The organism is Phenylobacterium sp. FG114, assembly GCF_057809855.1.
Window position 1 is genome coordinate 250,127 of record NZ_JBMDKU010000003.1, and the last position, 20,460, is coordinate 270,586.

General features: G+C 68.6%; 19 protein-coding genes. 15 read left to right on the top strand and 4 right to left on the bottom strand.

What is annotated here, in order from left to right:
* The first annotated feature begins 33 nt into the window (after positions 1-33).
* Entirely contained in the window at positions 34-852 is an 819-nt protein-coding gene (locus tag ACODSY_RS06580) for a helix-turn-helix transcriptional regulator (protein ID WP_488950894.1), read from the top strand.
* Here ACODSY_RS06580 and ACODSY_RS06585 read toward each other — a convergent pair.
* Both ACODSY_RS06585 and ACODSY_RS06590 read right to left on the bottom strand, forming a co-directional pair.
* Positions 839-1,645 carry a DUF4198 domain-containing protein gene (locus ACODSY_RS06585; RefSeq protein WP_488950895.1) on the bottom strand — a complete coding sequence of 269 codons (807 nt, stop codon included), beginning with the start codon at positions 1,643-1,645 and terminating at the stop codon, positions 839-841. The genes ACODSY_RS06580 and ACODSY_RS06585 overlap by 14 nt on opposite strands.
* Positions 1,645-2,802 (bottom strand): hypothetical protein, encoded by a 1,158-nt coding sequence (locus tag ACODSY_RS06590; RefSeq protein WP_488950896.1) that lies wholly within the window; start codon positions 2,800-2,802, stop codon positions 1,645-1,647. Before ACODSY_RS06590 ends, ACODSY_RS06585 begins: the two co-directional genes overlap by 1 nt.
* 232 nt (positions 2,803-3,034) lie before the next feature.
* Here ACODSY_RS06590 and ACODSY_RS06595 point away from each other — a divergent pair, with 232 nt between their 5' ends.
* The 7 genes from ACODSY_RS06595 to ACODSY_RS06625 all read left to right on the top strand — a co-directional run bounded on the left by ACODSY_RS06595 (position 3,035) and on the right by ACODSY_RS06625 (position 12,452).
* Positions 3,035-4,510: a spinster family MFS transporter gene (locus tag ACODSY_RS06595; RefSeq protein ID WP_488950897.1), complete on the top strand. Its 1,476-nt coding sequence runs from the start codon at positions 3,035-3,037 to the stop codon at positions 4,508-4,510.
* Positions 4,511-4,533: 23 nt separating this feature from the next.
* Positions 4,534-5,346, top strand: coding sequence for an acid phosphatase (locus ACODSY_RS06600; protein ID WP_488950898.1), 813 nt, complete (start codon positions 4,534-4,536; stop codon positions 5,344-5,346).
* A gap of 312 nt (positions 5,347-5,658) precedes the next feature.
* Complete coding sequence (locus ACODSY_RS06605) at positions 5,659-6,294, top strand: PEPxxWA-CTERM sorting domain-containing protein (RefSeq protein ID WP_488950899.1); 636 nt, start codon at positions 5,659-5,661, stop codon at positions 6,292-6,294.
* A 125-nt stretch (positions 6,295-6,419) separates the two neighbouring features.
* Positions 6,420-9,254 (top strand): TonB-dependent receptor domain-containing protein, encoded by a 2,835-nt coding sequence (locus ACODSY_RS06610; RefSeq protein WP_488950900.1) that lies wholly within the window; start codon positions 6,420-6,422, stop codon positions 9,252-9,254.
* 42 nt (positions 9,255-9,296) lie between these two features.
* Positions 9,297-10,622, top strand: coding sequence for an adenylosuccinate lyase (gene purB, locus ACODSY_RS06615; RefSeq protein WP_488950901.1), 1,326 nt, complete (start codon positions 9,297-9,299; stop codon positions 10,620-10,622).
* A gap of 60 nt (positions 10,623-10,682) precedes the next feature.
* Positions 10,683-11,000, top strand: a complete 318-nt coding sequence (locus ACODSY_RS06620) for an MmcQ/YjbR family DNA-binding protein (protein ID WP_488951084.1) — start codon at positions 10,683-10,685, stop codon at positions 10,998-11,000.
* A gap of 33 nt (positions 11,001-11,033) precedes the next feature.
* Positions 11,034-12,452, top strand: a complete 1,419-nt coding sequence (locus ACODSY_RS06625; protein ID WP_488950902.1) for a coniferyl aldehyde dehydrogenase — start codon at positions 11,034-11,036, stop codon at positions 12,450-12,452.
* Positions 12,453-12,536: 84 nt separating this feature from the next.
* On the opposite strand, the gene ACODSY_RS06630 is transcribed toward ACODSY_RS06625, so the two are convergent.
* Positions 12,537-12,860: a DUF1476 domain-containing protein gene (locus ACODSY_RS06630; protein WP_488950903.1), complete on the bottom strand. Its 324-nt coding sequence runs from the start codon at positions 12,858-12,860 to the stop codon at positions 12,537-12,539.
* 235 nt (positions 12,861-13,095) lie between these two features.
* Between ACODSY_RS06630 and purC the strand changes: the two genes are divergently transcribed.
* The 5 genes from purC to purQ are packed head-to-tail and all read left to right on the top strand — an operon-like array spanning position 13,096 to position 15,613.
* Positions 13,096-13,851, top strand: a complete 756-nt coding sequence (gene purC, locus ACODSY_RS06635) for a phosphoribosylaminoimidazolesuccinocarboxamide synthase (RefSeq protein WP_488950904.1) — start codon at positions 13,096-13,098, stop codon at positions 13,849-13,851.
* Positions 13,851-14,090, top strand: coding sequence for a phosphoribosylformylglycinamidine synthase subunit PurS (gene purS / locus ACODSY_RS06640; protein WP_488950905.1), 240 nt, complete (start codon positions 13,851-13,853; stop codon positions 14,088-14,090). Before purC ends, purS begins: the two co-directional genes overlap by 1 nt.
* On the top strand, positions 14,087-14,461 hold the full coding sequence (locus ACODSY_RS06645; RefSeq protein ID WP_488950906.1) for a hypothetical protein: 375 nt from the start codon (positions 14,087-14,089) through the stop codon (positions 14,459-14,461). Before purS ends, ACODSY_RS06645 begins: the two co-directional genes overlap by 4 nt.
* A complete protein-coding gene (locus ACODSY_RS06650) occupies positions 14,458-14,943 on the top strand; it encodes a DUF3291 domain-containing protein (RefSeq protein ID WP_488950907.1) in 486 nt (161 codons plus the stop codon). The genes ACODSY_RS06645 and ACODSY_RS06650 overlap by 4 nt, the downstream gene beginning before the upstream one ends.
* Before the next feature lie 7 nt (positions 14,944-14,950).
* On the top strand, positions 14,951-15,613 hold the full coding sequence (purQ, locus tag ACODSY_RS06655) for a phosphoribosylformylglycinamidine synthase subunit PurQ (protein ID WP_488950908.1): 663 nt from the start codon (positions 14,951-14,953) through the stop codon (positions 15,611-15,613).
* A 48-nt stretch (positions 15,614-15,661) separates the two neighbouring features.
* Here the strand turns inward: purQ and ACODSY_RS06660 are convergent, their stop codons facing one another.
* Complete coding sequence (locus tag ACODSY_RS06660) at positions 15,662-17,446, bottom strand: DUF885 domain-containing protein (RefSeq protein ID WP_488950909.1); 1,785 nt, start codon at positions 17,444-17,446, stop codon at positions 15,662-15,664.
* A gap of 58 nt (positions 17,447-17,504) precedes the next feature.
* On the opposite strand from ACODSY_RS06660, the gene ACODSY_RS06665 reads away from it, so the two are divergent.
* Together ACODSY_RS06665 and ACODSY_RS06670 are read left to right on the top strand one after the other, a co-directional pair.
* On the top strand, positions 17,505-19,436 hold the full coding sequence (locus ACODSY_RS06665) for a CocE/NonD family hydrolase (protein WP_488950910.1): 1,932 nt from the start codon (positions 17,505-17,507) through the stop codon (positions 19,434-19,436).
* A 149-nt stretch (positions 19,437-19,585) separates the two neighbouring features.
* A complete protein-coding gene (locus ACODSY_RS06670) occupies positions 19,586-20,416 on the top strand; it encodes a flagellin (RefSeq protein ID WP_488950911.1) in 831 nt (276 codons plus the stop codon).
* Positions 20,417-20,460: the final 44 nt, after the last annotated feature.

Genomic DNA, 20,460 nt, shown 5'->3' on the forward strand with positions numbered 1-20,460 from the left:
AGCACGGCGGCGGCCCATCCTACCTAAACCTCGATGACCGAGGTCGCCGCCGACATCCTGCTGCAGACGCCGGCGCTCACGGTTCGCGATATTCGTTGCCGCGGAACCTGTCGCCACGCCAGCCCGGAGGAATGCGCCTCGGCCACCGAGCTCGTCTTCCCTTACCGCGGCGTCTACACGCGCCACGTCGGCGCGGACCAGGCGGTGGCCGAGGCCGGCCAGGTGCTGTTCTTCAACGCCGACGAGGGCTACCGCATCGCCCATCCGGTGGCCGGCGGCGATGCCTGCCTGTCGTTCGCGCTCAGCCCCGACCTGCTGCTGGAACTCGCGCCGCAGCCGCTGCTGCGCCGCTCTGGCCGACCGGCCTTCGAGGGCCAGCGCCGCCGCCTCGATCCGCGCACCCATGCCGTGGCCGCCCAGCTTCGCCACGGCCTGCGCACCGCGACCCTGGAGCCGCTGGCCGCCGAGGACCTGGCGCTGAGCCTCGTTCGCCGCGCGCTCGGGCCCCGCACCAGCCGCGCGCCGGTCGGCACGGCGGGCCGCCGCCGCCTCGTGGACCGCGCCAAGCTGGTCCTGGCCTCCGATCCCGCCCGCCGCTGGACGCTCGCCGAGATCGCCGCCGAGACCGGCGGCTCGCCCGTCTACCTCACCCAGGTGTTTCAGGCCGTGGAGGGCGTGCCGCTCTACCGCCACCAGCTCCGCCTGCGCCTGGCCCAGGCGCTGGACCGCCTGCCAGACGCGCCCGACCTGACGGCGCTGGCCCTCGACCTGGGCTTCTCCAGCCACAGCCATTTCACCGCCGCCTTCCGCGACGCGTACGGCCGGCCGCCCTCGGGTTTCAGGGTGCGCTGAGTCCAAACGTCAGGCTGGAGAAGGTCGTCTCGAAATCGGCGTCCTCGTCAGGCTCCAGCGGCTTGGTCCACACCACCGCCAGTCGCCAGTCGCCCTTCGCCGGCATCGCGAACACCGCCTCGCCGCCCGCGTCGGTCCGCACCTCCGCTGGCGGCTTCGCGTCGTCCGCCAGGTCGGTCAACTTCACCAGCGCGCCCGCCAGCGGCCTCCCCTCGTAGGTCACGCGCACCGGCAGCCGGTCGGGGCGCGCATAGGGGTTGGCCAGCGGCGTGATCTCCAGCGGCAGACCCACCGCCTGCATCGCCGCATCCCCGCCCCCCTCGCCCGCCAGCACCAGCGCCTTCGCCGCCCGGCCATAGCGCTCGTCGCCGTCGCGTCCCGCCTGGCCGGCCTTCGCCCGCGCCTCGATGGCCGGCGTCAGGCCCTCGTCGCGCAGATAGGCCTCGAACTTCGCCGCCGGCAGCCGGCTGCGCCCGCCCGCGTCCGTCGCCAGCACCAGCACGTGAACCCCGTCGCCCGCCAGCTTCACCGCTCCGTCCGCCGCCGCGCCGCCCAGGTCCAGCGACGCCTTCGCGTCACGCGCCGCGCCGTCCGGCCCCACGACGTCGAAGCGGATGATCCGCCGCAGCGGGAGCGCCGAGCGGCTTCGGTCCGGCCCGTCGCCCACCTGCAGCGTCAGCGGAACCTCCGCCCCCGCCGTCGCGCGGAACGCCCGCGGCTGGATCCAGAAGTCGTGCGCCCGCGCCGGGCCGGCCATGCAGAGCGCCGCCGCCATGAACATTGCCGCCCGCATCACGGCGTCGCCAGGAACGGGAACACGCTCGCCGAATGCTCGCGCTCGTCCCGGTCCACCCCGTCGCTCACCGCCGTCAGCGTCCCCCCCACCAGCAGCGAGCGATAGGTGTCCACCGCGTCGTCGTTCGGCGTCCGCCCGCCGCAGGACCCCGCCCGCGTGCGGTCGCCCGACAGCGCCGCCAGCTCCACCGCGAACAGCCCGTCGCACCGCCCCGACGCCCCGTTCACCCACAGCCGGTCGTCGGCCAGCAGGATCGCCAGCGGCAGGTAGCGCGACGGCCCCGCCAGCGGCTCGGCCAGCCAGGCGTTGCCGCACCGCCCGTCGAAGCCGTCGTACAGCGCCAGCCCCTTCTCGATCTCGCCCACGAACCGCCCGCCGTCGCTCGGGACCGTTCGATTGTACGTTTCCTTCAGCGCGTCCGAGACCTCGTCCGGCCCCGTCGTCGCCAGCAGCGCATTGCCGGTCAGCGGCCGGCCCATCCGGTCGATCCGCCCCTTGGCCGAGGCCGTTTCGCCCCACACCGCCAGCATCTTCCCGCCCCTGGCCACGACGCCCATGTCCAGCGAGATCACCAGCGATGCGGGCGTCCAGCCCTTCAGCAGGTTCTGCGCCGGCCCGCCGGCCGTGTGCTTCCAGGCGTCCAGCATCCGGCTCGACAGCTCGGCCCCGAACGCCGGGCAGCCCGCCCCGTCCGTGGCGATCTTCCCCGCCAGCAGCGGCTCGAACACCAGGTTGTAGGCCTCCCGCGTGCCCCGGACGTTGTTGAAGAACGGGTCTTCGCGCGGGCCGGCGAACACCCGCATCCGGCCGCTGGCGCTCGTGATCCCCTTCGGGTCCGAAGCGTCGCCGCGCACCTGCTCCGCCTCGCCCGCCCGGCAGTCGGCCCCGCCGGCCTCGAACCGACAGGTCACGTCCACCGTGGCCGTCGTCTTCCCGAAGGCTTTCCCGCTGTCGACGTGGAACGTGTAGCTGTGCCGTTCTGCGAACCCGTGGCCCACGATCGTCATCGCCAGGTTCAGACGCTTCGCGTCGGGCGAGGTCCAGGCGAAGATGTCGCCGATATCCACCGCCGGGTCGGCGATCACGCTGGGACTGTCCTTATGGTCCGAGGCGTGCGCCACGCCTGCGCCGGCCAACGCCAAGCTCCCCAGCACCGCGCCGAATAGACGCCGCCTCAAGTCACATCCGATAGTCATCACGCGGCCCCGCCGGTTGCTGATCCGGCCATCCTGTTAGGCCGCCGGGCCGCCCCACCGCTGTCAGGATCTTTAGTGATCGCCGCCCCCGCTTCGTTCCCCTACCGCCCGTTCGAAACCCCCGCTAACGTCGCACGCAACGACCACAACAGAGTCCCCGCGTCGGGGGCCACGGGGAGCGTACCGCCAGATGCCGCCAGCCAACGCCGCGCCGGGAGCGCCCGCCTACTCCACGGCCTATCGCAACAGCGTGCTCTGGCTCCTGGTAATGGCCTACACCTTCAATTTCATCGACCGGACGATCATCTCGACGATCGGCCAGGCGATCAAAGTCGACCTCAAGCTGTCGGACCAGCAGCTCGGGTGGCTGGGCGGCCTGTCCTTCGCCCTGCTCTACACCGCCCTCGGCATCCCGATCGCGCGCCTCGCCGAGCGGGTCAGCCGGGTCAACATCATCTCGATCGCCATCGTCATCTGGTCGGCCTTCACCGCCCTCTGCGGCACGGCCACCTCCTTCGTCCACCTGCTGCTGTTCCGTGTCGGCGTGGGCGTCGGCGAGGCGGGCCTGTCGCCGCCGGCCCACAGCCTGATCAGCGACTATTTCGAGCCGAAGAAGCGGGCGACGGCGCTGTCGATCTACTCGTTCGGCATCCCGCTTGGCACCATGTTCGGCGCCATGGCCGGCGGCTGGATCGCAGAGCACCTCTCCTGGCAGGCGGCCTTCATGGTGGTGGGGATCCCAGGCGTGCTCGTCGCCATGGCCATCAAGCTTTTCGTCAAGGAGCCGCCCCGCGGCTGGTCCGACAGGCAATTGGCCATGGCCGAAGAAACGCCCGGCGCCCTGGGCCGCGAGGCCTCCGAGGCCGGAGCCCCCGCGGAGGGTCCGGCCACCACGGCCGAGCCGCCGCCCTCCATCATCTCAGTGGCCAGGCGCCTGTTCGGCACTTGGGGCATGTTCCACATGGCCGCCGGCATCACCATGGCCAGCTTCGCGGGCTACGGCACCGGCAACTACGCCCCCGCCTACTTCATCCGCGAGTTCGGCCTGGGCCTGGGCGTGGTGGGCCTCGCCATCGGGCTGATCGCCGGCCTCTCGAACGGCGCCGGCACCCTGCTGGGCGGCTTCCTCACCGACTGGGCCTCGAAGAAGAGCGTGCGCTGGTACGCCCTCGTGCCGGCCATCGGCCTGATCCTGGCCACGCCGATCTACATCTTCGCCTACACGCGTGAGAGCTATCAGCTCGCCTGGGCGATCCTGCTGATCCCCGGCGTCCTGCACTACACCTACCTCGGCCCGACGTTCGGCGTGGTCCAGAACGTGATGGACGTGCGCATGCGCGCCACCGCCGTGGCCGTCCTGTTCTTCGTGCTCAACCTGATCGCCCTGGGCTTCGGCCCGCCCTTCACCGGCTGGTGCATCGACCAGTTCGCCCGCCACGCCTTCACCAACCTGGGCATGGCCGGCGACTTCCTCGAGGTCTGCAAGGGCGGCGTCGCCGCCGCGGGGGCCGCCGCCGACGTGGCCGCGGCCTGCAAGACGGCGATGAACGAGGGCACCCGCTCGGGCATCGTCTCGAACCTGCTGATCTACGCCTGGGCCGGCGTTCACTACCTGCTGGCCGCCATCACCCTGCCCAAGGACATCGAGAAGGCGAAGGCCAGCTGAGGCCGGACGGAGACTTTACGGCGATGCGACGTTGGATGATCCCGGCCCTGGCCGCCTCGGCCCTGGTCGCCAGTTGGACGACCCTTTCGGCGCAGCCCGCGGGGACGGAAGCTGCGCCCGCGCGCGCCGCGCCGACGGGCGGCTACCTCCCGCGCGGCGGGGCGCCGAACAGCCTCGGCCTCGTGCCGCCGCCGCCCGTGGCCGGTTCGGCCGCCCAGGCCCGGGACGATGACGCCGCCAAGGCGGCGGTAGCGGTCCACGGATCGCCGCGCTGGGACCTGGCGACCCAGGACGCCGACCTCAGCTTCCCGAACGTGGCGGGCACGTTCTCCTGCGCCCTCGGCGTGCCCATCACCGAGGCCGACACGCCCAAGCTCTACCAACTGCTGCGCCGCACGCTGGGCGACTTCGGCCTCTCCACCTATCCCACCAAGACCAAGTACCAGCGCCCGCGGCCCTTCACGGTCAACGGCGCGCCGATGTGCACGCCGGCGTTGGACGTGGTGCTCCGCAAGGACGGGTCGTACCCCTCGGGTCACGTGGCGATCGGCTGGGGCTGGGCCCTGGTCCTGGCCGAGGTCGACCCCGATCGCGCGGAAGCGATCCTCGCCCGGGGCCGCGCCTTCGGGGAAAGCCGGATGATCTGCAACGTGCACTGGGCCAGCGACGTCGAGGAGGGCCGCACCATGGCCGCGGCGACGGCGGCGCGCCTGCATGCCCAGCCCGAGTTCCGCGCCGACCTGGACGCCGCGCGCAGCGAGGTCGCCGCCCTGCGGACCAGGGCCCTGCCCCCCAGCCGCGACTGCGCCAAGGAAGCGGCCCAGCTGGGCCGATAGCCGCTCCCGTAACGGACGCTGCGGGTCGGGGGGCGGCGCCTCCTTACCCCCTCGCTTCGCGGAGGAGAGGAGATCGGAGCGACAACGCCCTCGGCGGGTCGTTGGACGCCTGCGCCGCGCCGGCGGGCGCACTCCTGGGAGCCTCTGCTAAACAGGTCGCGCGGCTACCAGCAGCCCACTTTCGAGACGCCCGAGCACGCACCACCTAGGGTTATGGTTAATTTTCCCCTCACGCGGGAATCGTATTCCCTCTTGAGGCGCGAGGGCTTGCGATTCTACCGAGAGATGAGTCATTTATGGTGTACGGAGTTCATGGGGCTGAAGATGCGTAACGTCCAGGCGGCAGTATCGGCGATCGCCGCAGCACTCGCGCTGTCGGGGGCCTCTGCCCAGGCCGCGACGATCCTGGACGTCGGCAAGAACGATGGCTGTGGCAAGTCCAGCTGCTTCGGCGATGACGGCGTCTTCACCAAGACCTGGTCCGCCAAGGACGCCATCGGCCCGATGACCGTGGGCAAGTTCCTGCTGGACCGCGGCGTGCTGGGCAGCCTGGACGGCTCCACCTTCCGCATCAGCTTCCAGGTCGGCGGCCAGGAGCTCGGCTCCTGGGGCCGCTACAACATGGGTGGCATCGCCGGCGACGAGCTGTCGTTCGACGGCTTCGACTTCGTCTGGAACCCCGAGGACGGCGACCTGACCCTGGTGCTCGAGATCGACAAGCCCAAGGTCGGAACCGGCGGCGGCCTGTTCAGCTCCGGCGGCGGCTCCAACTTCCAGGCGCTGCGGGTCAACGAACCCGATCTGCCTCAGTACGGCGGCGTCGAGTTCGAGGGCATTGGCGGGAGCCCGATCTCGGCCGCGCCCGAGCCGTCCGCCTGGGCGCTGATGATCGCGGGATTCGGCATGGCCGGCGCCACGATCCGCCAACGCCGGCGAGTTGTGGCTTAGCTGCAACCCAAGCGGTAAAACTGCGCCCGACGTGCGTGTTGCTGGATTGACACGACTCGTTGCTGAAATGGTCATCTCTCCGTCATGAAGCGGCCGGCGCACGCCGGTCGTGGGGAGATCTTTTCATGCGAAATCAGTTTGCTCAGGCCGCCTCTTGGGCGGTCCTGATCGCCTTGGGCGCGGGCGCGGGAGCCGCTTCCGCCCAAACCGGGAACTCCGTCGAGGAGATCGTGGTCACCGGGTCGCGCATCCGCACCAGCCCGCTCGACCAGGCCCAGCCGGTCGTCCAGATCGACGAGGCGCTCGTCGCCAAGCAGGGCCTCACCTCCACGGTCGACGTCCTGCAGCGCATCCCGTCCGCCGCCGGCGGCCTGAACTCGAAGTTCAACAACTCGGGCAACCTGGGCAATCCGCCTGACGGCGGCGGCGTCGGCGCCGGCTCCGCCGAGATCGACCTCCGCTATCTCTCCAGCCGCCGCGTGCTGGTGCTGGTCGACGGCCTGCGCTGGGTGCCGGGCGCCGCGGCCTCGGGCGTCCCGGGCTCGGTCGACCTCAACACCATTCCAAGCGCGATGATCAGCCGGATGGAGGTCCTGCAGGAGGGCGCCTCGCCGATCTACGGCTCCGACGCCATCGCCGGCGTGGTCAACATCATCACCAAGGATCGCCAGGAAGGCTTCACGGCCTCCGCCCAGGTCGGGACCACCGACCACAGCGACGGCTTCAACCAGGAGTACAACGTCTCTTGGGGCGTGGGCTCGGGCTCGACCCACATCGTCGTCGGTGGCGGCTACTTCAAGCAGGATCCGGTGTTCGCCGCCGACCGCAAGATCAGCCGCTTCCCCGCCCCCTTCGGCACGGCCTGCGACGGCGGCTGCTCGTCCGGCACCCCGCTGGGCCGCTTCATCGTCAGCGACCCGAACACCGGCCAGGACCTGAACCTCACGCTGAAACAGGCGCTGCAGCCCGGCCAGCGGCCGACCTACGTGCCCGGAGATCCGACCGGCGCGGCCAGCAGCTTCAAGGGCTTCACCACCGCCGACCGCTTCAACTTCCAGCCGTTCAACTACATCACCATTCCGTCCGAGCGGGTCAGCCTGTTCGGCTCGGTGGTCCAGGACATCACCGACAAGATCCAGTTCCGGGTCCGCTCCAGCTACACCCAGCGCAAGTCGGCCAACCAGGCGGCCCCGCTGCCGCTGTTCGTCGGTCCCGACGCCGGCAACGGCAACCTGCTGGACACGGTCAGCATCGACGCGACCAACCCCTTCAACCCCTTCGGCTTCTCGCTGACGAACGGCACCTACGCCTTCATCGGCCGTCGCCTGGTCGAGGCGGGTCCGCGCCACTACTCCCAGGAAGTCGACACCTGGAACGTCACTGGCATGCTCTCCGGCGCCTTCGACGTCGGTGACAGGCAGTGGAACTGGGACGTCAACGCCCTCTACTCCCGCAACCACGCCGAACAGACCTTCACCGGCAACGTGAACGCCCAGCGCGTGCAGCAGGCCCTCGGGCCCGTCGCCCAGTGCACCGGCGCCTGCACCCCGCTGAACATCTTCGGCGGCGCGGGCACCATCACCCCGGCCATGCTGGCCTTCATCGGCTTCACCCAGCACGACGTGTCGCAGCAGAAGCTGACCGACTTCTCCGCCAACCTGACCGGCGACCTGTTCGACCTTCCGGCCGGTCCGCTGGCGTTCGCCGTGGGCCTCGAACGCCGCAAGAACGAGGGCTATTTCACGCCCGACGCCATCGTCGCGGCGGGCCTCTCGTCCGACATCCCGGCCCAGCCGGCCAGCGGCGAGATCACCGTCAAGGAAGCCTATGGCGAACTGCGCATCCCGTTGCTGGCGGACATGCCGTTCTTCAACCGCCTCGACGCCTCGGTCGCCGGCCGCTGGTTCGACTACTCCACCTCGGGAACGGACTCGACCTTCAAGGCCGGCCTGTCGTGGAAGCCGGTCGAGGACGTGCTGTTCCGCGGTTCGTACGGCGAGGGCTTCCGCAGCCCCTCGATCGGCGAGCTGTTCGGCAGCGCCTCGCGCTTCGACCAGGTGGTCGTCGACCCCTGCTCGGGCTTCAGCGCCGCGACGCCGGCCAACGTCCGGGCCAACTGCATCGCCGCGGGCGTGCCCGCCAACGGCAGCTACACCCAGCTCAACGCCCAGATCGGCGTGATCACCTCGGGCAACGTCAACCTCAAGCCCGAGACCAGCAAGAGCTGGAACTTCAGCGGCGTGTGGGCGCCGTCCTGGCTGAAGGAGCAGCGCTGGGCCAGCGGCGGCTCGATCGAGGTCGCCTACTCGCGCATCCGTCTCGACGACGCCATCCAGGCGCAGAACGGCCAGTCCCTGCTGGACCGCTGCGCCCAGACCGCCGACGCCCTGTCGTGCGCCACGATTACCCGGAGCTCTTCCGGCCAGGTCATCGGCATCGCCAATCCGCTGATCAACATCGGCGGCATCAAGACCCGGTCGGTGGACTTCAACGTCGTCTGGGCCTCGCCCCAATGGGATATCGGCCAGTTCGGCATCCACTGGTACTCCAGCCGCCTGCTCGAGTTCACCGAGTACGTCCCGGCGTCTAGCGGCCTGATCCCCATCGAACGGGAAGGCACCGAGCGCGGCAGCCCCGACCAGGCCTACCCGAAGTGGAAGTCCAACTTCATGGTCGACTGGGACCGCGGCGACTTCGGCGCCACGGTCAGCGCCCGCTACATCTCCTCGGTCCAGGAGGCCGGCGATCCCAACAAGCTGGAATCGCGGCTTTACGCCGACGCCCAGATCCGCTGGACGCCCGGCTTCATCGATGACGGCCTCTCGCTCGCGGTGGGCGTCAACAACCTGTTCGACAAGGACCCGCCGGGCTGCGTCACCTGCAGCCTCAACAACTACGACCCGAACGCCTACGACGCGCCGGGCCGCTATATGTACTTCCGGCTCTCGTACCGCCACTAAACAACATTGACTCCGGGCGGGGTGTCGTCAGACACCCCGCCCATGATCCCTCGTTACGCCCGCAAGGAAGCCGCCGCGATCTGGGAGCCCCAGACGCGCTTCAAGATCATGTTCGAGATCGAGGCCCACGCCGCCGACGCCATGGCGGACCTGGGCGTGATCCCGAAAGAGGCCGCCCGCGTGATCTGGGAAAAGGGGCGCGACGCCATCTGGGACGCCGACCGCATCGACGCCATCGAGCGCGAGGTGAAGCACGACGTCATCGCCTTCCTCACCCACGTCACCGAGATCGTGGGTCCCGAGGCCCGCTTCCTCCACCAGGGCATGACCTCGTCCGACGTCAACGACACCACCCTCGCCGTCCAGCTCGTCCGCGCCACCGACCTGTTGATCGAGGACGTCGACATGGTGCTGACAGCGCTGAAGAAGCGCGCCTACGAACACCGTCTGACGCCCACCGTCGGCCGCAGCCACGGGATCCACGCCGAGCCCACCACCTTCGGCCTCAAGCTCGCCGGCCACTACGCCGAGTTCCAGCGCGCCAAGGAGCGCCTGGCCATGGCCAAGTTCGAGATCGCCACCTGCGCGGTCTCCGGCGCCGTCGGCACCTTCGCCAACGTGGCCCCCGAGGTCGAAGCCTACGTCGCCGACAAGATGGGCCTCGCCGTCGAGCCCGTCTCGACCCAGGTGATCCCCCGCGACCGGCACGCCGCCTACTTCGCCGCCCTGGCGGTCGTGGCGAGCTCCATCGAAAGGCTGGCGGTCGAAATCCGCCACCTGCAGCGCACCGAGGTGCTGGAGGCCGAGGAGCCGTTCGACGTCGGCCAGAAGGGCTCGTCGGCCATGCCGCACAAGCGCAACCCGATCCTCACCGAGAACCTGACGGGCCTGGCCCGCCTGGTCCGCTCGGCGGTGGTTCCGGCCATGGAGAACGTCGCCCTCTGGCACGAGCGCGACATCAGCCATTCGTCGGTCGAGCGCGGCATCTGCCCCGACGCGACCGTCCACCTCGACTTCGCGCTGCGCCGCCTGGCCGGCGTGATCGAGCGGCTGGTGATCTACCCGGAGAACATGGCGAAGAACCTCGACCGCCTGGGCGGCCTGGTCCACTCGCAGCGCGTCCTGCTGGGCCTCACCCAGAAGGGCCTAAGCCGCGAGGCCAGCTACGCCGCGGTTCAGCGCAACGCCATGAAGGTCTGGCGCGGCGAAGGGAACTTCCTCGACTTCCTGAAGGCCGACCCGGAGATCACCCTCTCGGACGCCGAGCTCGAACAGCTCTTCGACCTCGGCTACCACTTCAAGAACGTCGACACCGTCTTCGCCCGCGTCTTCGGCCAGGACGCACACGCCAAGGCCGCCGCGGAATAGGCGCACGCCGGAGGAGGCCAGGTCATCGCCACCACGATCCATGACCTCCGCCGCCTCGCCCTGGCCCTCCCCGGCGCCCACGAGGTGACCTACCGCGGCAACCCGTGGTTCAACGTGGGCAAGAAGACCTTCGCGCTGGAGATCGACGGCCGCGCGATCCTGAAGCTCGAGAAGGGCCACCAGGAGCTGTTGTTCGAGATTCGTCCCGAGACCTTCAGCAAATGTCCGGTGGCGACGGTCTACTGGAGCTACGTCGACCTCGACCACCTCGACGAGGCGGAACTCGACGCCCTCGTCCTCGAAGCCTGGACCCAGATCGTGCCCAGGAAGGTCAGCCGGCCCTATCTCGAAGAGCTTGACCGCCGCCGCGTCACGTAATCGCCTCTCCTCCGACAACGGGAGGGACTACCCATGGACATGCAAGGCATCCTGGCGCGCCAGAAGGCGGCCCACCTGCGCGACGGCGCACCGACCGCCGAGCAGCGCATCGACCGGATCGAACGCTGCATCGGCCTCCTGGTCGATCACCGCGGCCAGATCGAGGACGCGCTCCACCAGGACTTCGGCTCCCGCTCGCGGGAGGCCACCGCCTTCACCGACGTCGCCGGCTCCATCGGCCCGCTGAAGCACGCCCGCGACAACCTCAAGGCCTGGATGAAGCCCGAGAAGCGCAAGACCACGCCCGCCATCCTGGGCCTGTTCGGCGCCAAGGCCGAGGTGCGGTTCCAGCCCAAGGGCGTCGTGGGGGTGATCAGCCCCTGGAACTTCCCGGTGAACCTCACCTTCGCGCCGCTGGCCGGCATCCTGGCCGCCGGCAACCGGGCGATGATCAAGCCGTCGGAATACACCCCCGCCACCTCCGAGCTGATGAAGGTCATGTTCGGCAAGGTGTTCTCCGAGGAGGAGATCGCCGTGGTCACCGGCGGCCCCGAGGTGGGCGAGCAGTTCACCCGCCTCGCGTTCGACCACCTGATCTTCACCGGCGCCACCTCGATCGCCCGCCACGTCATGCGCGCCGCCGCCGAGAACCTGGTGCCCCTCACCCTGGAGCTGGGCGGCAAGAGCCCGGTGATCGTGGGCAAGTCCGCCGACCTCGGCGTCGCCGCCGCCCGCATCATGAACGGCAAGACGCTGAACGCCGGCCAGATCTGCCTGGCCCCCGACTACGTGCTGGCCCCGCAGGAGAGCGTCGAGGGCTTCGTCGAGGCCGCCCGGGCCTCGGTCGCCAAGATGTTCCCCACCATCAAGGACAACCCCGACTACACCTCGATCGTCGCCCAGCGGCACTACGAGCGCATCACCGGCTACATCGACGACGCCCGCGCCAAGGGCGCCCGCATCGTCGAGCTCAAGCCCGACGGCGAGGACCTGACCCAGCAGGAGCATCGCAAGATCGCCCCGACCCTGATCCTGGAGCCCACCGACGACATGAAGGTGATGCAGGAGGAGATCTTCGGCCCCGTCCTGCCGGTGAAGAGCTATCGCACCGTCGACGAGGCCATCGGCTATGTGAACGGCCACGACCGGCCGCTGGGGCTCTACTACTTCGGCGACGACGCGTCCGAGCGCGAGAAGGTGCTGGCCTCCACCACGCCGGGCGGGGTCACCGTCAACGACGTGATCATGCACGTGGCCCAGGAGGAGCTGCCGTTCGGCGGCGTGGGGCCGTCCGGCATGGGCAGCTACCACGGCCACGACGGGTTCCGGGAGTTCAGCCACCGCAAGGCGATCTACACCCAGATCAAGAAGGACATCGGCCCGCTCCAGGCGCTGCGTCCCCCCTACGGCGCCGGCATCCGCAAGATGCTGGCGGCGCAGATGAAGCGCTAGGACCGACCACGAACGAAAAAGGCGCGGCCGACCGGCCGCGCCTCTTTGAAATCCTTCGGGAGCTCGCCTTCGCGAAACCGGGCCCTAGTTCCCGCTGCGCACGCCTTCGCGGGCCTGGGCCAGCAGCTCGGCCATCTTCATGCGGACCTCGCCCTCGGACACGCTCACGCCCGAGCCCTTCAGGTCCTCGAACACCTTGCGGAACACGTCCTCATCGCCGGGCAGCTCGAAGTCCGACTTCACGACCGCCTTGGCGTATTCGTCCACATGGGCGCCTTCCAGGCCCATCAGGCCGGCCGCCCATTGGCCGAGCGCGCGGTTGCGACGCGCATGGGCCTTGAACTCCTGCTCCTGGTCGAGGGCGAACTTCTTCTCGAAGCCTTGTTCGCGTTCGTCGAAAGTCGTCATCGTATCCTGGGGGCAAACTTCTTGGAGCGGGCGATCCCATATCGTGTGCCGATCAGGCCCGCAATGGAAAGAGGCTCCGGCGTCGCGAGTTTGCGCCGCAGCGTCGCACACGCTATTTTTGTCGCGCCTGAATGGGGCGAGAGGCCGAGTCGGACCCGCGCGCGAGGATCACAGCCGCGCGCGTTTTTCGTTTTCCCGACCGGAGTAAGTCCTCGCCAATGGAGAAGGCCAAGAGATGACCCGCCGTAAGAAGATCTACGAGGGGAAGGCCAAGATCCTCTATGAGGGCCCGGAACCCGGTACGCTGATCCAGTACTTCAAGGACGACACCACCGCATTCGACGCGACCAAAAAGGCCGTGCTCGAGGGCAAGGGGGTGATCAACAACCGCATCAGCGAATACATCATGACGAAGCTGAACTCGATCGGAGTTCAGAACCACTTCATCAAGCGGCTGAACCTGCGCGAACAGCTCATCAAGGAAGTGGAGATCATCCCCCTCGAGGTGGTGTGCCGCAACGTCGCGGCCGGCTCGCTCAGCACCCGCTACGGCCTGCCTGAGGGTCAGCCCCTGCCCCGCTCGATCATCGAGTTCTACCTGAAGGACGACAAGCTTCACGACCCGATGGTCTCGGAGGAGCACATCACCGCCTTCAATTGGGCCTCGACCCAGGAGATCGACGACATGATGGCGCTCACCCTGCGGGTGAACGACTTCCTGACCGGGCTGTTCAGCGGCGTCGGCATCACCCTGGTCGATTTCAAGATCGAGTTCGGCCGGGTCTATGAGAACGATTTCGCCCGCATCATCCTGGCCGACGAGATCAGCCCCGACTCCTGCCGCCTGTGGGACAGCCAGACCAACGAGAAGCTGGACAAGGACCGGTTCCGCCGCGACCTGGGCAACGTGATCGAGAGCTACACCGAGGTTGCGCGCCGGCTCGGGATCATGAAGGAGATGCCCACCGTGATTCAGGGGGGCCTCCACTAGTGCGCGCGAAAGTTCATGTCTTCCTGAAGCCGGGCGTCCTCGACGTCCAGGGCAAGGCGGTCGAGCAGGCGCTGCACGGCCTGGGCTGGGGCGGCGTCGAGCACGTTCGCGTCGGCAAGACCATCGAGTTCGACCTCGCCTCCGCCGACAAGGCCGCCGCCGAGGCCGAGGTGAAGGCGATGTGCGAGAAGCTGCTCGCGAACACGGTCATCGAGAGCTACCGGGTGGAGTTGGCGTGAAGCGCTGGGCGGTTCTTCCCGCCCTCCTCACGCTCGGAGCCTGCTCGAAGCCGGCCGAAGCTCCCGTCACCTACCTCGGCCTCGACTGCGCCCAGCCGTTCGAGGCCCAGGCCGCGGCGATCCGCGCCCAGCCGCACATGGTCCCGGCCCCCGACGATCCCGCCGAACCCTACAGCTTCACCAGTAGCGCCGACGGCAAGACCTCCTATCTGATCACCAAGACGGGGGCGCCGGGGCATCCAGCGATCATGATGCAGAAGGCCAAGGGCTCCGACGTCGTCACCACGGGCTGCCCCTATGGCGACAGGAAGGGCTACGACCAGCTCCACGCATACCTGGACAGCCTGAAGCATTGGACGCGCGAGAAATGACCGGCTTCCACCTCGCCGAGATCAACGTCGGCCGCCTGCTGCAGCCGGTCGACCACCCCCAGATCGCCGACTTCAAGAACAACCTTGACCGCATCAACGCCCTGGCCGAGGCCACGCCCGGCTTCGTCTGGCGCCTGGTGGGCGAGGGCAACAACGCCACCGACATCCAGCCCAGGCCGGACGATCCGCTGTTCGCCGTGAACATGAGCGTGTGGACCGGCATGGACGCCCTGGCCGGTTACGGCTATCGGAGCGCCCATCGCGACATCATGCGCCGCCGGCGCGAGTGGTTCGAGGCCATGCAGATCTACATGGCCCTCTGGTGGATCCCCGCCGGCCACACGCCTTCCGTCGAGGAGGGCCTGGCCAAGCTGGAGATCCTGGAGCGTCTCGGCCCCTCGCCTGCGGCGTTCACGTTCCGCGAGCCGTTCCCCGCGCCCGACGCCACGCCGGTCGCGCCCGTTTTGGACAAGTGCGCCTGAGGTCCTGATGAAAGCCGCCGTCATCGTCTTCCCGGGTTCCAACTGCGACCGCGACTGCAAGGTGGCGATCGAGCGCTCGACGGGCGCCCAGGTGGAGATGGTCTGGCACGCAGAGACCGCCCTGCCCGAGGGCCTGGACCTGATCGTCCTGCCCGGCGGCTTCTCCTACGGCGACTACCTGCGCTGCGGGGCCATGGCGGCCCTCTCGCCGGTGATGTCCGAGGTCAAGGCGGCCGCCGAGCGCGGCGTGGCCACCGTCGGCATCTGCAACGGCTTCCAGGTGCTGTGCGAGATGGGGATGCTGCCCGGCGCCCTGCTGCGCAACGAGAAGCTGAAGTACGTCTGCAAGGCGGTCGATCTGGAGGTCACCAACGCCCAGACACGCTTCACCGCCGGCTACCAGGGCCGCCGGCAGGCGACGATGACCGTCGGCAACGGCGAGGGCAACTTCTTCGCCGACGAGAACACCCTCGACCGTCTGGAAGGCGAAGGCCGCGTCGTCTTCCGCTACCTGAACAATCCCAACGGCTCGGCGCGCGACATCGCCGGCATCGTCAACGCTACGGGCAACGTCCTGGGCCTGATGCCCCACCCCGACCGCGCGTTCGAAGCCGAACTCGGCAGCGCCGACGGCGCCATCCTCTTCCAAAGCGCCCTCGCCAGCGCCTAGCGTCTCCGCCCCCGTCCCCTCGGGCTGCGCCCCGGGGGAGGGAAGGCGTTACGGCGCCTTCTTCTCCTTCTGGAACGCGACCGGCATCGGGTCGCGGCCGCCTTCGGCGATGAACTGGTCGATGCGGGCCTGCAGCACCGGCAAAGGCACGCTCCCCAGGCTCAGCACCGTGTCGTGGAAGGCGCGGATGTCGAACTTCGGCCCCAGCGCCTTCTCGGCCCGGGCCCGCGCGTCCTTGATCGCCAGCATCCCCAGGTAATAGCTCACCGCCTGGCCCGGCCAAGAGATGTACCGGTCCACCTCGATCTCGATGTCGTGGTCCGACAGCGCGGTGTTGTCGTGCAGGAACTGGATGGCCTGGGCGCGTGTCCAGCCCTTGTGGTGGATCCCGGTGTCCACCACCAGCCGCGCCGCCCGCCACATCTGGAACGTCAGGTAGCCGAACCGGTCGTAGGGGGTGTCGTACATCCCCATCTCCAGGCCCAGGTACTCGCAGTAGAGCGCCCAGCCCTCGCCGAAGGCCGAGATGTAGACGTAGCGGCGGAAGTCCGGCAGCCCCTCCTGCTCCTCGGCCAGGCCGCCCTGGAACGAGTGGCCCGGCGCGCTCTCGTGCAGCGTCAGCGCCGTCATGTTGTAGAGCGGCCGCGACGGCAGGTTGTAGGTGTTGATCAGGTAGGCGGTCTTGCCGCCGCGCGCCGAAGTGTAGAACGGCGCCATGTCCGGCGGCACCGGGATGATCGTGAAGCGGCTGCGCGGCAGCCAGCCGAAATAGGCCCCCAGCTTGCCGTCCACCCGCTTGGCGATCCAGGCGCCCGTGTTCAGCAGCTCCTGCTCGGTCTTGGGATAGAACTTCGGGTCGGTCCGCAGGTAGGCGAAGAACGCCGGCAGATCGCCCTGGAAGCCCGTCTCCTTGCGCACCTCCTCCATCTGCGCCCGGATCTTCGCCACCTCGCTCAGCCCCAGCTGGTGGATCTGCTCCGGCGTCATGTCGACGGTGGCGAACTCCTTGATCTGCGCCTGGTAGTAGGCCTTGCCGTCCGGCAGCTTCTCGGCCGCCAGGGTGTCGGTCGTCTTCGGGATGTAGTCGTCGCGCAGGAAGGTCAGCAGCGTGGCGTAGGCCGGCTGCACGTCGCCTTCGATAACCTTCTTGGCCTCGGCCTTCAGCGCAGCCTGGCGGTCTGCAGGGATCGACGCCGGCATCGACTTGAACGGCTGCCAGAACAGCGTGTCCTCGGCGGCCTTCGCATCCACCGTCGCCGAGACCGAGACCTCGCGGCCCACCAGGGTGGCCTTCGGCGGCGTCCAGCCCCGCTTCAGGCCGGCGCGCATGTTCGCCTTGGACTCCTCGAAATAGCGAGGGATGTCGCGTAGTTGCGAAATGTAGTTCTCGTAGTCCTCCGCGGTCACGAACGTCCGGCGGGCTTTGTAGTTGAAGTTCGACCAGAACGAGCTGTCGGAGTTGAACGGCTTCTCGTACTCGCGGAACTTCTGCTGGTTGATCAGCACGTCGATCTGGTCGCGATAGACCTGATAGTTCACCTGCTGCTCGGGCGAGAGGTCGGCCAGCTTGATCGCGTCGAGCTGCTTCCTCACGTCCTGCCAGTAGGCCAGCCGCTTGGCTTGGCTGGCGGGGTCCACGTGCGGCAGGCGCGGCGCCAGGGTGTCGTCCTCGGGGCCGTCGCTGCGCGCCAGCTCCTCCTGCCGCCAGGCCCACTCCTTCTCGTAGAGGGTCTTGAAGGTCCCATCGGCCGACCCCACGGCCGCCAGCGCCGAGCTCGCCACCGAGACCAGCAGGCCGGCCATCAGCAACCCGGCCACATTCCGTCCACGCATCGCCCGACGCCCTCCACAGCCTGTCGCGAACCCATCCGCGTCTTGCTACGGTCGGAGCATGAATCTGTCACGCTCGCTAGCGGCCGGCTGCGCCGCCCTCGCCCTTTCGCTGGTCTCGGCCCCGATTTCCGCCGCCGAGACGCCCACGATGACCCCGGACATCGCGAAGGACTTCCAGTGGCCGACGGCGTCGTACGACTACGTCAAGCGCGTGGAGATGATCCCCATGCGCGACGGCGTGAAGCTGTACACGGTGATGATCATCCCCAAGGGGGCCAAGGACGCGCCGATCCTGCTGACGCGCACGCCCTACAACGCCAAGAAGTCGGCCGGCCGGGCGCTGTCGCCCCACGCCGCCGCCACCGGCGCCCAGGTGGACGAGCCCTTCCTCGCCGACGGCTATATCCGCGTCTACCAGGACGTCCGCGGCAAGTACGGGTCCGAGGGCGACTACGTTCTGAACCGTCCGCTGCGCGGCCCGCTCAACTCCAGCGAGGTCGACCACGCCACCGACGCCTACGACACCATCGACTGGCTGGTGAAGCACGTGAAGGAGAGCAACGGCCGCGTGGGGATCACCGGTTCGTCCTACCCGGGCTTCACCTCGGCCATGGCCCTGATCAATCCGCACCCGGCGCTGAAGGCCGCCGTGCCGCAGAGCCCGATGGTCGACGGCTGGATGGGCGACGACTGGTTCCAGAACGGCGCGTTCCGGATGATCAACTTCGACTGGTTCACCAGCCAGATGACCGCGAAGGGCGAGGGCGACGACATCCCGCGCCAGTCGTTCGACGACTACGACAACTTCTTGCGCGCAGGCTCGGCGGGCGACTTCGCCAAGGCCGCGGGCCTCGACCAGATCCCCGCTTGGCGCAAGATCAGCGAACACCCCTCGTACGACGCCTGGTGGCAGGGCCAGGCCCTGGACAAGATCCTGGCGAAGCAGCCGCTGAAGGTGCCCACCCTCTGGGTCGGCGCTCTGTGGGACCAGGAAGACATCTACGGCGCCATCCACGCCTACGAGGCCACCGAGGCCAAGGACGCCAACAACGACATGAACTTCCTGGCGCTGGGCCCCTGGCGCCACTCCGGCGTCAACTACGAGCAGCGCCAGCTCGGCCCGAACCTGAAGCTCCCCGGCGATACGGCCACCGAGTTCCGCACCAAGGTAATGAAGCCGTTCCTGGACCAATACCTGAAGACGAACGCGCCCAAGGCCGACATCCCGCCGGTGTTCATCTTCGACAGCGGATCGATGGAGTGGAACAAGCTCCAGAAATACCCGCAGGCCTGCGAGAGCGGCTGCGCGGCGACGATGAAGCCGATCTACCTGACGCCCGGCCTGGGCCTCTCCTTCGACAAGCCCACCTCCGGCGCCGCGTTCGAGGAATACGTTTCCGACCCCGCCAAGCCCGTGCCCTACGTCCGCCGCCCGGTCCGCTGGGACGACCCGGACCAGTGGCGCTACTGGCTCTCGTCCGACCAGCGCCACGCGGACGGCCGCCCCGACGTGCTCACCTTCGTCACCGAGCCGCTCACCGCGCCGATGAAGATCTCGGGCGAGCCCGTCGTGAACCTGTTCGCCTCCACCAGCGGCACCGACAGCGACTGGGTGGTGAAGCTGATCGACGTCTACCCGGACGCGGTGCCCTCGGACGCGCCGATGGGCGGCTACGAGCTGGGCGTGGCCATGGAGATCTTCCGCGGCCGCTACCGTGAGAGCTTCGAGAAGCCCTCGCCCATCCCAGCCGGCAAGGTCCAGAAGTACCGCTACGAACTGCCGCCCACGAACCACGTGTTCAAGCCGGGCCACCGGATCATGGTCCAGGTCCAGTCGAGCTGGTTCCCGCTCTACGACCGCAACCCGCAGACCTATGTGCCGAACGTCTTCTTCGCCAAGCCGTCCGACTACAAGAAGGCCACCCAGCGCATCTACCTGACCGGCGACACCGCCTCGTCGATCGAGCTGCCGGTTGTTCCGGTCCAGTAGGCAGGGGCTCCTCTCCCTCGGGCTTCGTCTCGTGGGAGAGGAAACATAACGCCGTGCGGTAACGCTTGCCTAAGCCTGCCGAGGCAAAGTCGGCGTGGGGCAGAATGTCCCACGGCCTCAGGGCCGGCTGGTGAAACCTGGGTCGCGTGATGCCGTACAACAGCATCAATACGAACGTGGGCGCGATGGCCGCCATCGCGACGTTCAACGCGATTAATGCCGAGATGGCTGAAGTGCAGATGCGCATCACCACCGGCAAGAAGGTCAACAGCGCCAAGGACAATCCCGCCATCTGGGCCATCGCCCAGAACCAGCGCGCCGAGCTGCGCGGCCTCGACGCCGTGACGTCGTCGCTCCAGCGGGGCATGTCCGTGGTCGACACCGCGATCAGCGCCGCCGAGACGGTCTCCGACCTGCTCAACCAGATGAAGGAGCTGGCGGTCTCCGCCGCCGACTATCCTGCGTCCGACCCGGCTCGCGTTGCGATCAACGAGAACTACCTCGCGCTGCGCAAGCAGATCGACAATGCCGTCTCCAACGCCGGCTTCGGCGGGCTGAACCTGCTGGCCGGCGGCGGATCCACCGACCAGGTCCGGGCGCTCGCCAACACCAGCGCCACCTCCACCATCGACGTCGGCCACTTCGACATGTCGACCGGCGGCTCGCTGATGGCCGGCCTGCCCGCCGACCTGATGGCTGGCTTCACCGCCACCTCGGTCAGCGACATCGCGACCGTCACCACCAACGTAAACAACGCCATCTCGCGCCTGGGCACAGGCTCCAAGTCGCTGGAAAGCCACCTGAAGTTCGTCGGCAAGCAGCAGGACGCCATCGAAGCCGGCATCGGCAATCTGGTCGACGCCGACCTCGCCAAGGAAAGCGCCCGGTGGCAGGCGCTCCAGGTCCGCCAGCAGCTCGCGATCTACGCGATGCGCATCGCCAACCAACAGCCGAACTACCTGCTGCAGCTCTTCCAGTAGGGCCGCGCCACGCTGCGCCGTGCAACGGCGTCACCCCACGCATT

What these genes read in the sequence shown, in the direction of transcription:
- ACODSY_RS06580 (WP_488950894.1), top strand. Translation starts at nt 34, where the DNA reads ATGACCGAGGTCGCCGCCGACATCCTGCTGCAGACGCCGGCGCTCACG.
- ACODSY_RS06585 (WP_488950895.1), bottom strand. Translation starts at nt 1,645, where the DNA reads ATGCGGGCGGCAATGTTCATGGCGGCGGCGCTCTGCATGGCCGGCCCG.
- ACODSY_RS06595 (WP_488950897.1), top strand. Translation starts at nt 3,035, where the DNA reads ATGCCGCCAGCCAACGCCGCGCCGGGAGCGCCCGCCTACTCCACGGCC.
- ACODSY_RS06600 (WP_488950898.1), top strand. Translation starts at nt 4,534, where the DNA reads ATGCGACGTTGGATGATCCCGGCCCTGGCCGCCTCGGCCCTGGTCGCC.
- ACODSY_RS06605 (WP_488950899.1), top strand. Translation starts at nt 5,659, where the DNA reads ATGGGGCTGAAGATGCGTAACGTCCAGGCGGCAGTATCGGCGATCGCC.
- ACODSY_RS06610 (WP_488950900.1), top strand. Translation starts at nt 6,420, where the DNA reads ATGCGAAATCAGTTTGCTCAGGCCGCCTCTTGGGCGGTCCTGATCGCC.
- purB (WP_488950901.1), top strand. Translation starts at nt 9,297, where the DNA reads ATGATCCCTCGTTACGCCCGCAAGGAAGCCGCCGCGATCTGGGAGCCC.
- ACODSY_RS06625 (WP_488950902.1), top strand. Translation starts at nt 11,034, where the DNA reads ATGGACATGCAAGGCATCCTGGCGCGCCAGAAGGCGGCCCACCTGCGC.
- ACODSY_RS06630 (WP_488950903.1), bottom strand. Translation starts at nt 12,860, where the DNA reads ATGACGACTTTCGACGAACGCGAACAAGGCTTCGAGAAGAAGTTCGCC.
- purC (WP_488950904.1), top strand. Translation starts at nt 13,096, where the DNA reads ATGACCCGCCGTAAGAAGATCTACGAGGGGAAGGCCAAGATCCTCTAT.
- ACODSY_RS06650 (WP_488950907.1), top strand. Translation starts at nt 14,458, where the DNA reads ATGACCGGCTTCCACCTCGCCGAGATCAACGTCGGCCGCCTGCTGCAG.
- purQ (WP_488950908.1), top strand. Translation starts at nt 14,951, where the DNA reads ATGAAAGCCGCCGTCATCGTCTTCCCGGGTTCCAACTGCGACCGCGAC.
- ACODSY_RS06660 (WP_488950909.1), bottom strand. Translation starts at nt 17,446, where the DNA reads ATGCGTGGACGGAATGTGGCCGGGTTGCTGATGGCCGGCCTGCTGGTC.
- ACODSY_RS06665 (WP_488950910.1), top strand. Translation starts at nt 17,505, where the DNA reads ATGAATCTGTCACGCTCGCTAGCGGCCGGCTGCGCCGCCCTCGCCCTT.
- ACODSY_RS06670 (WP_488950911.1), top strand. Translation starts at nt 19,586, where the DNA reads ATGCCGTACAACAGCATCAATACGAACGTGGGCGCGATGGCCGCCATC.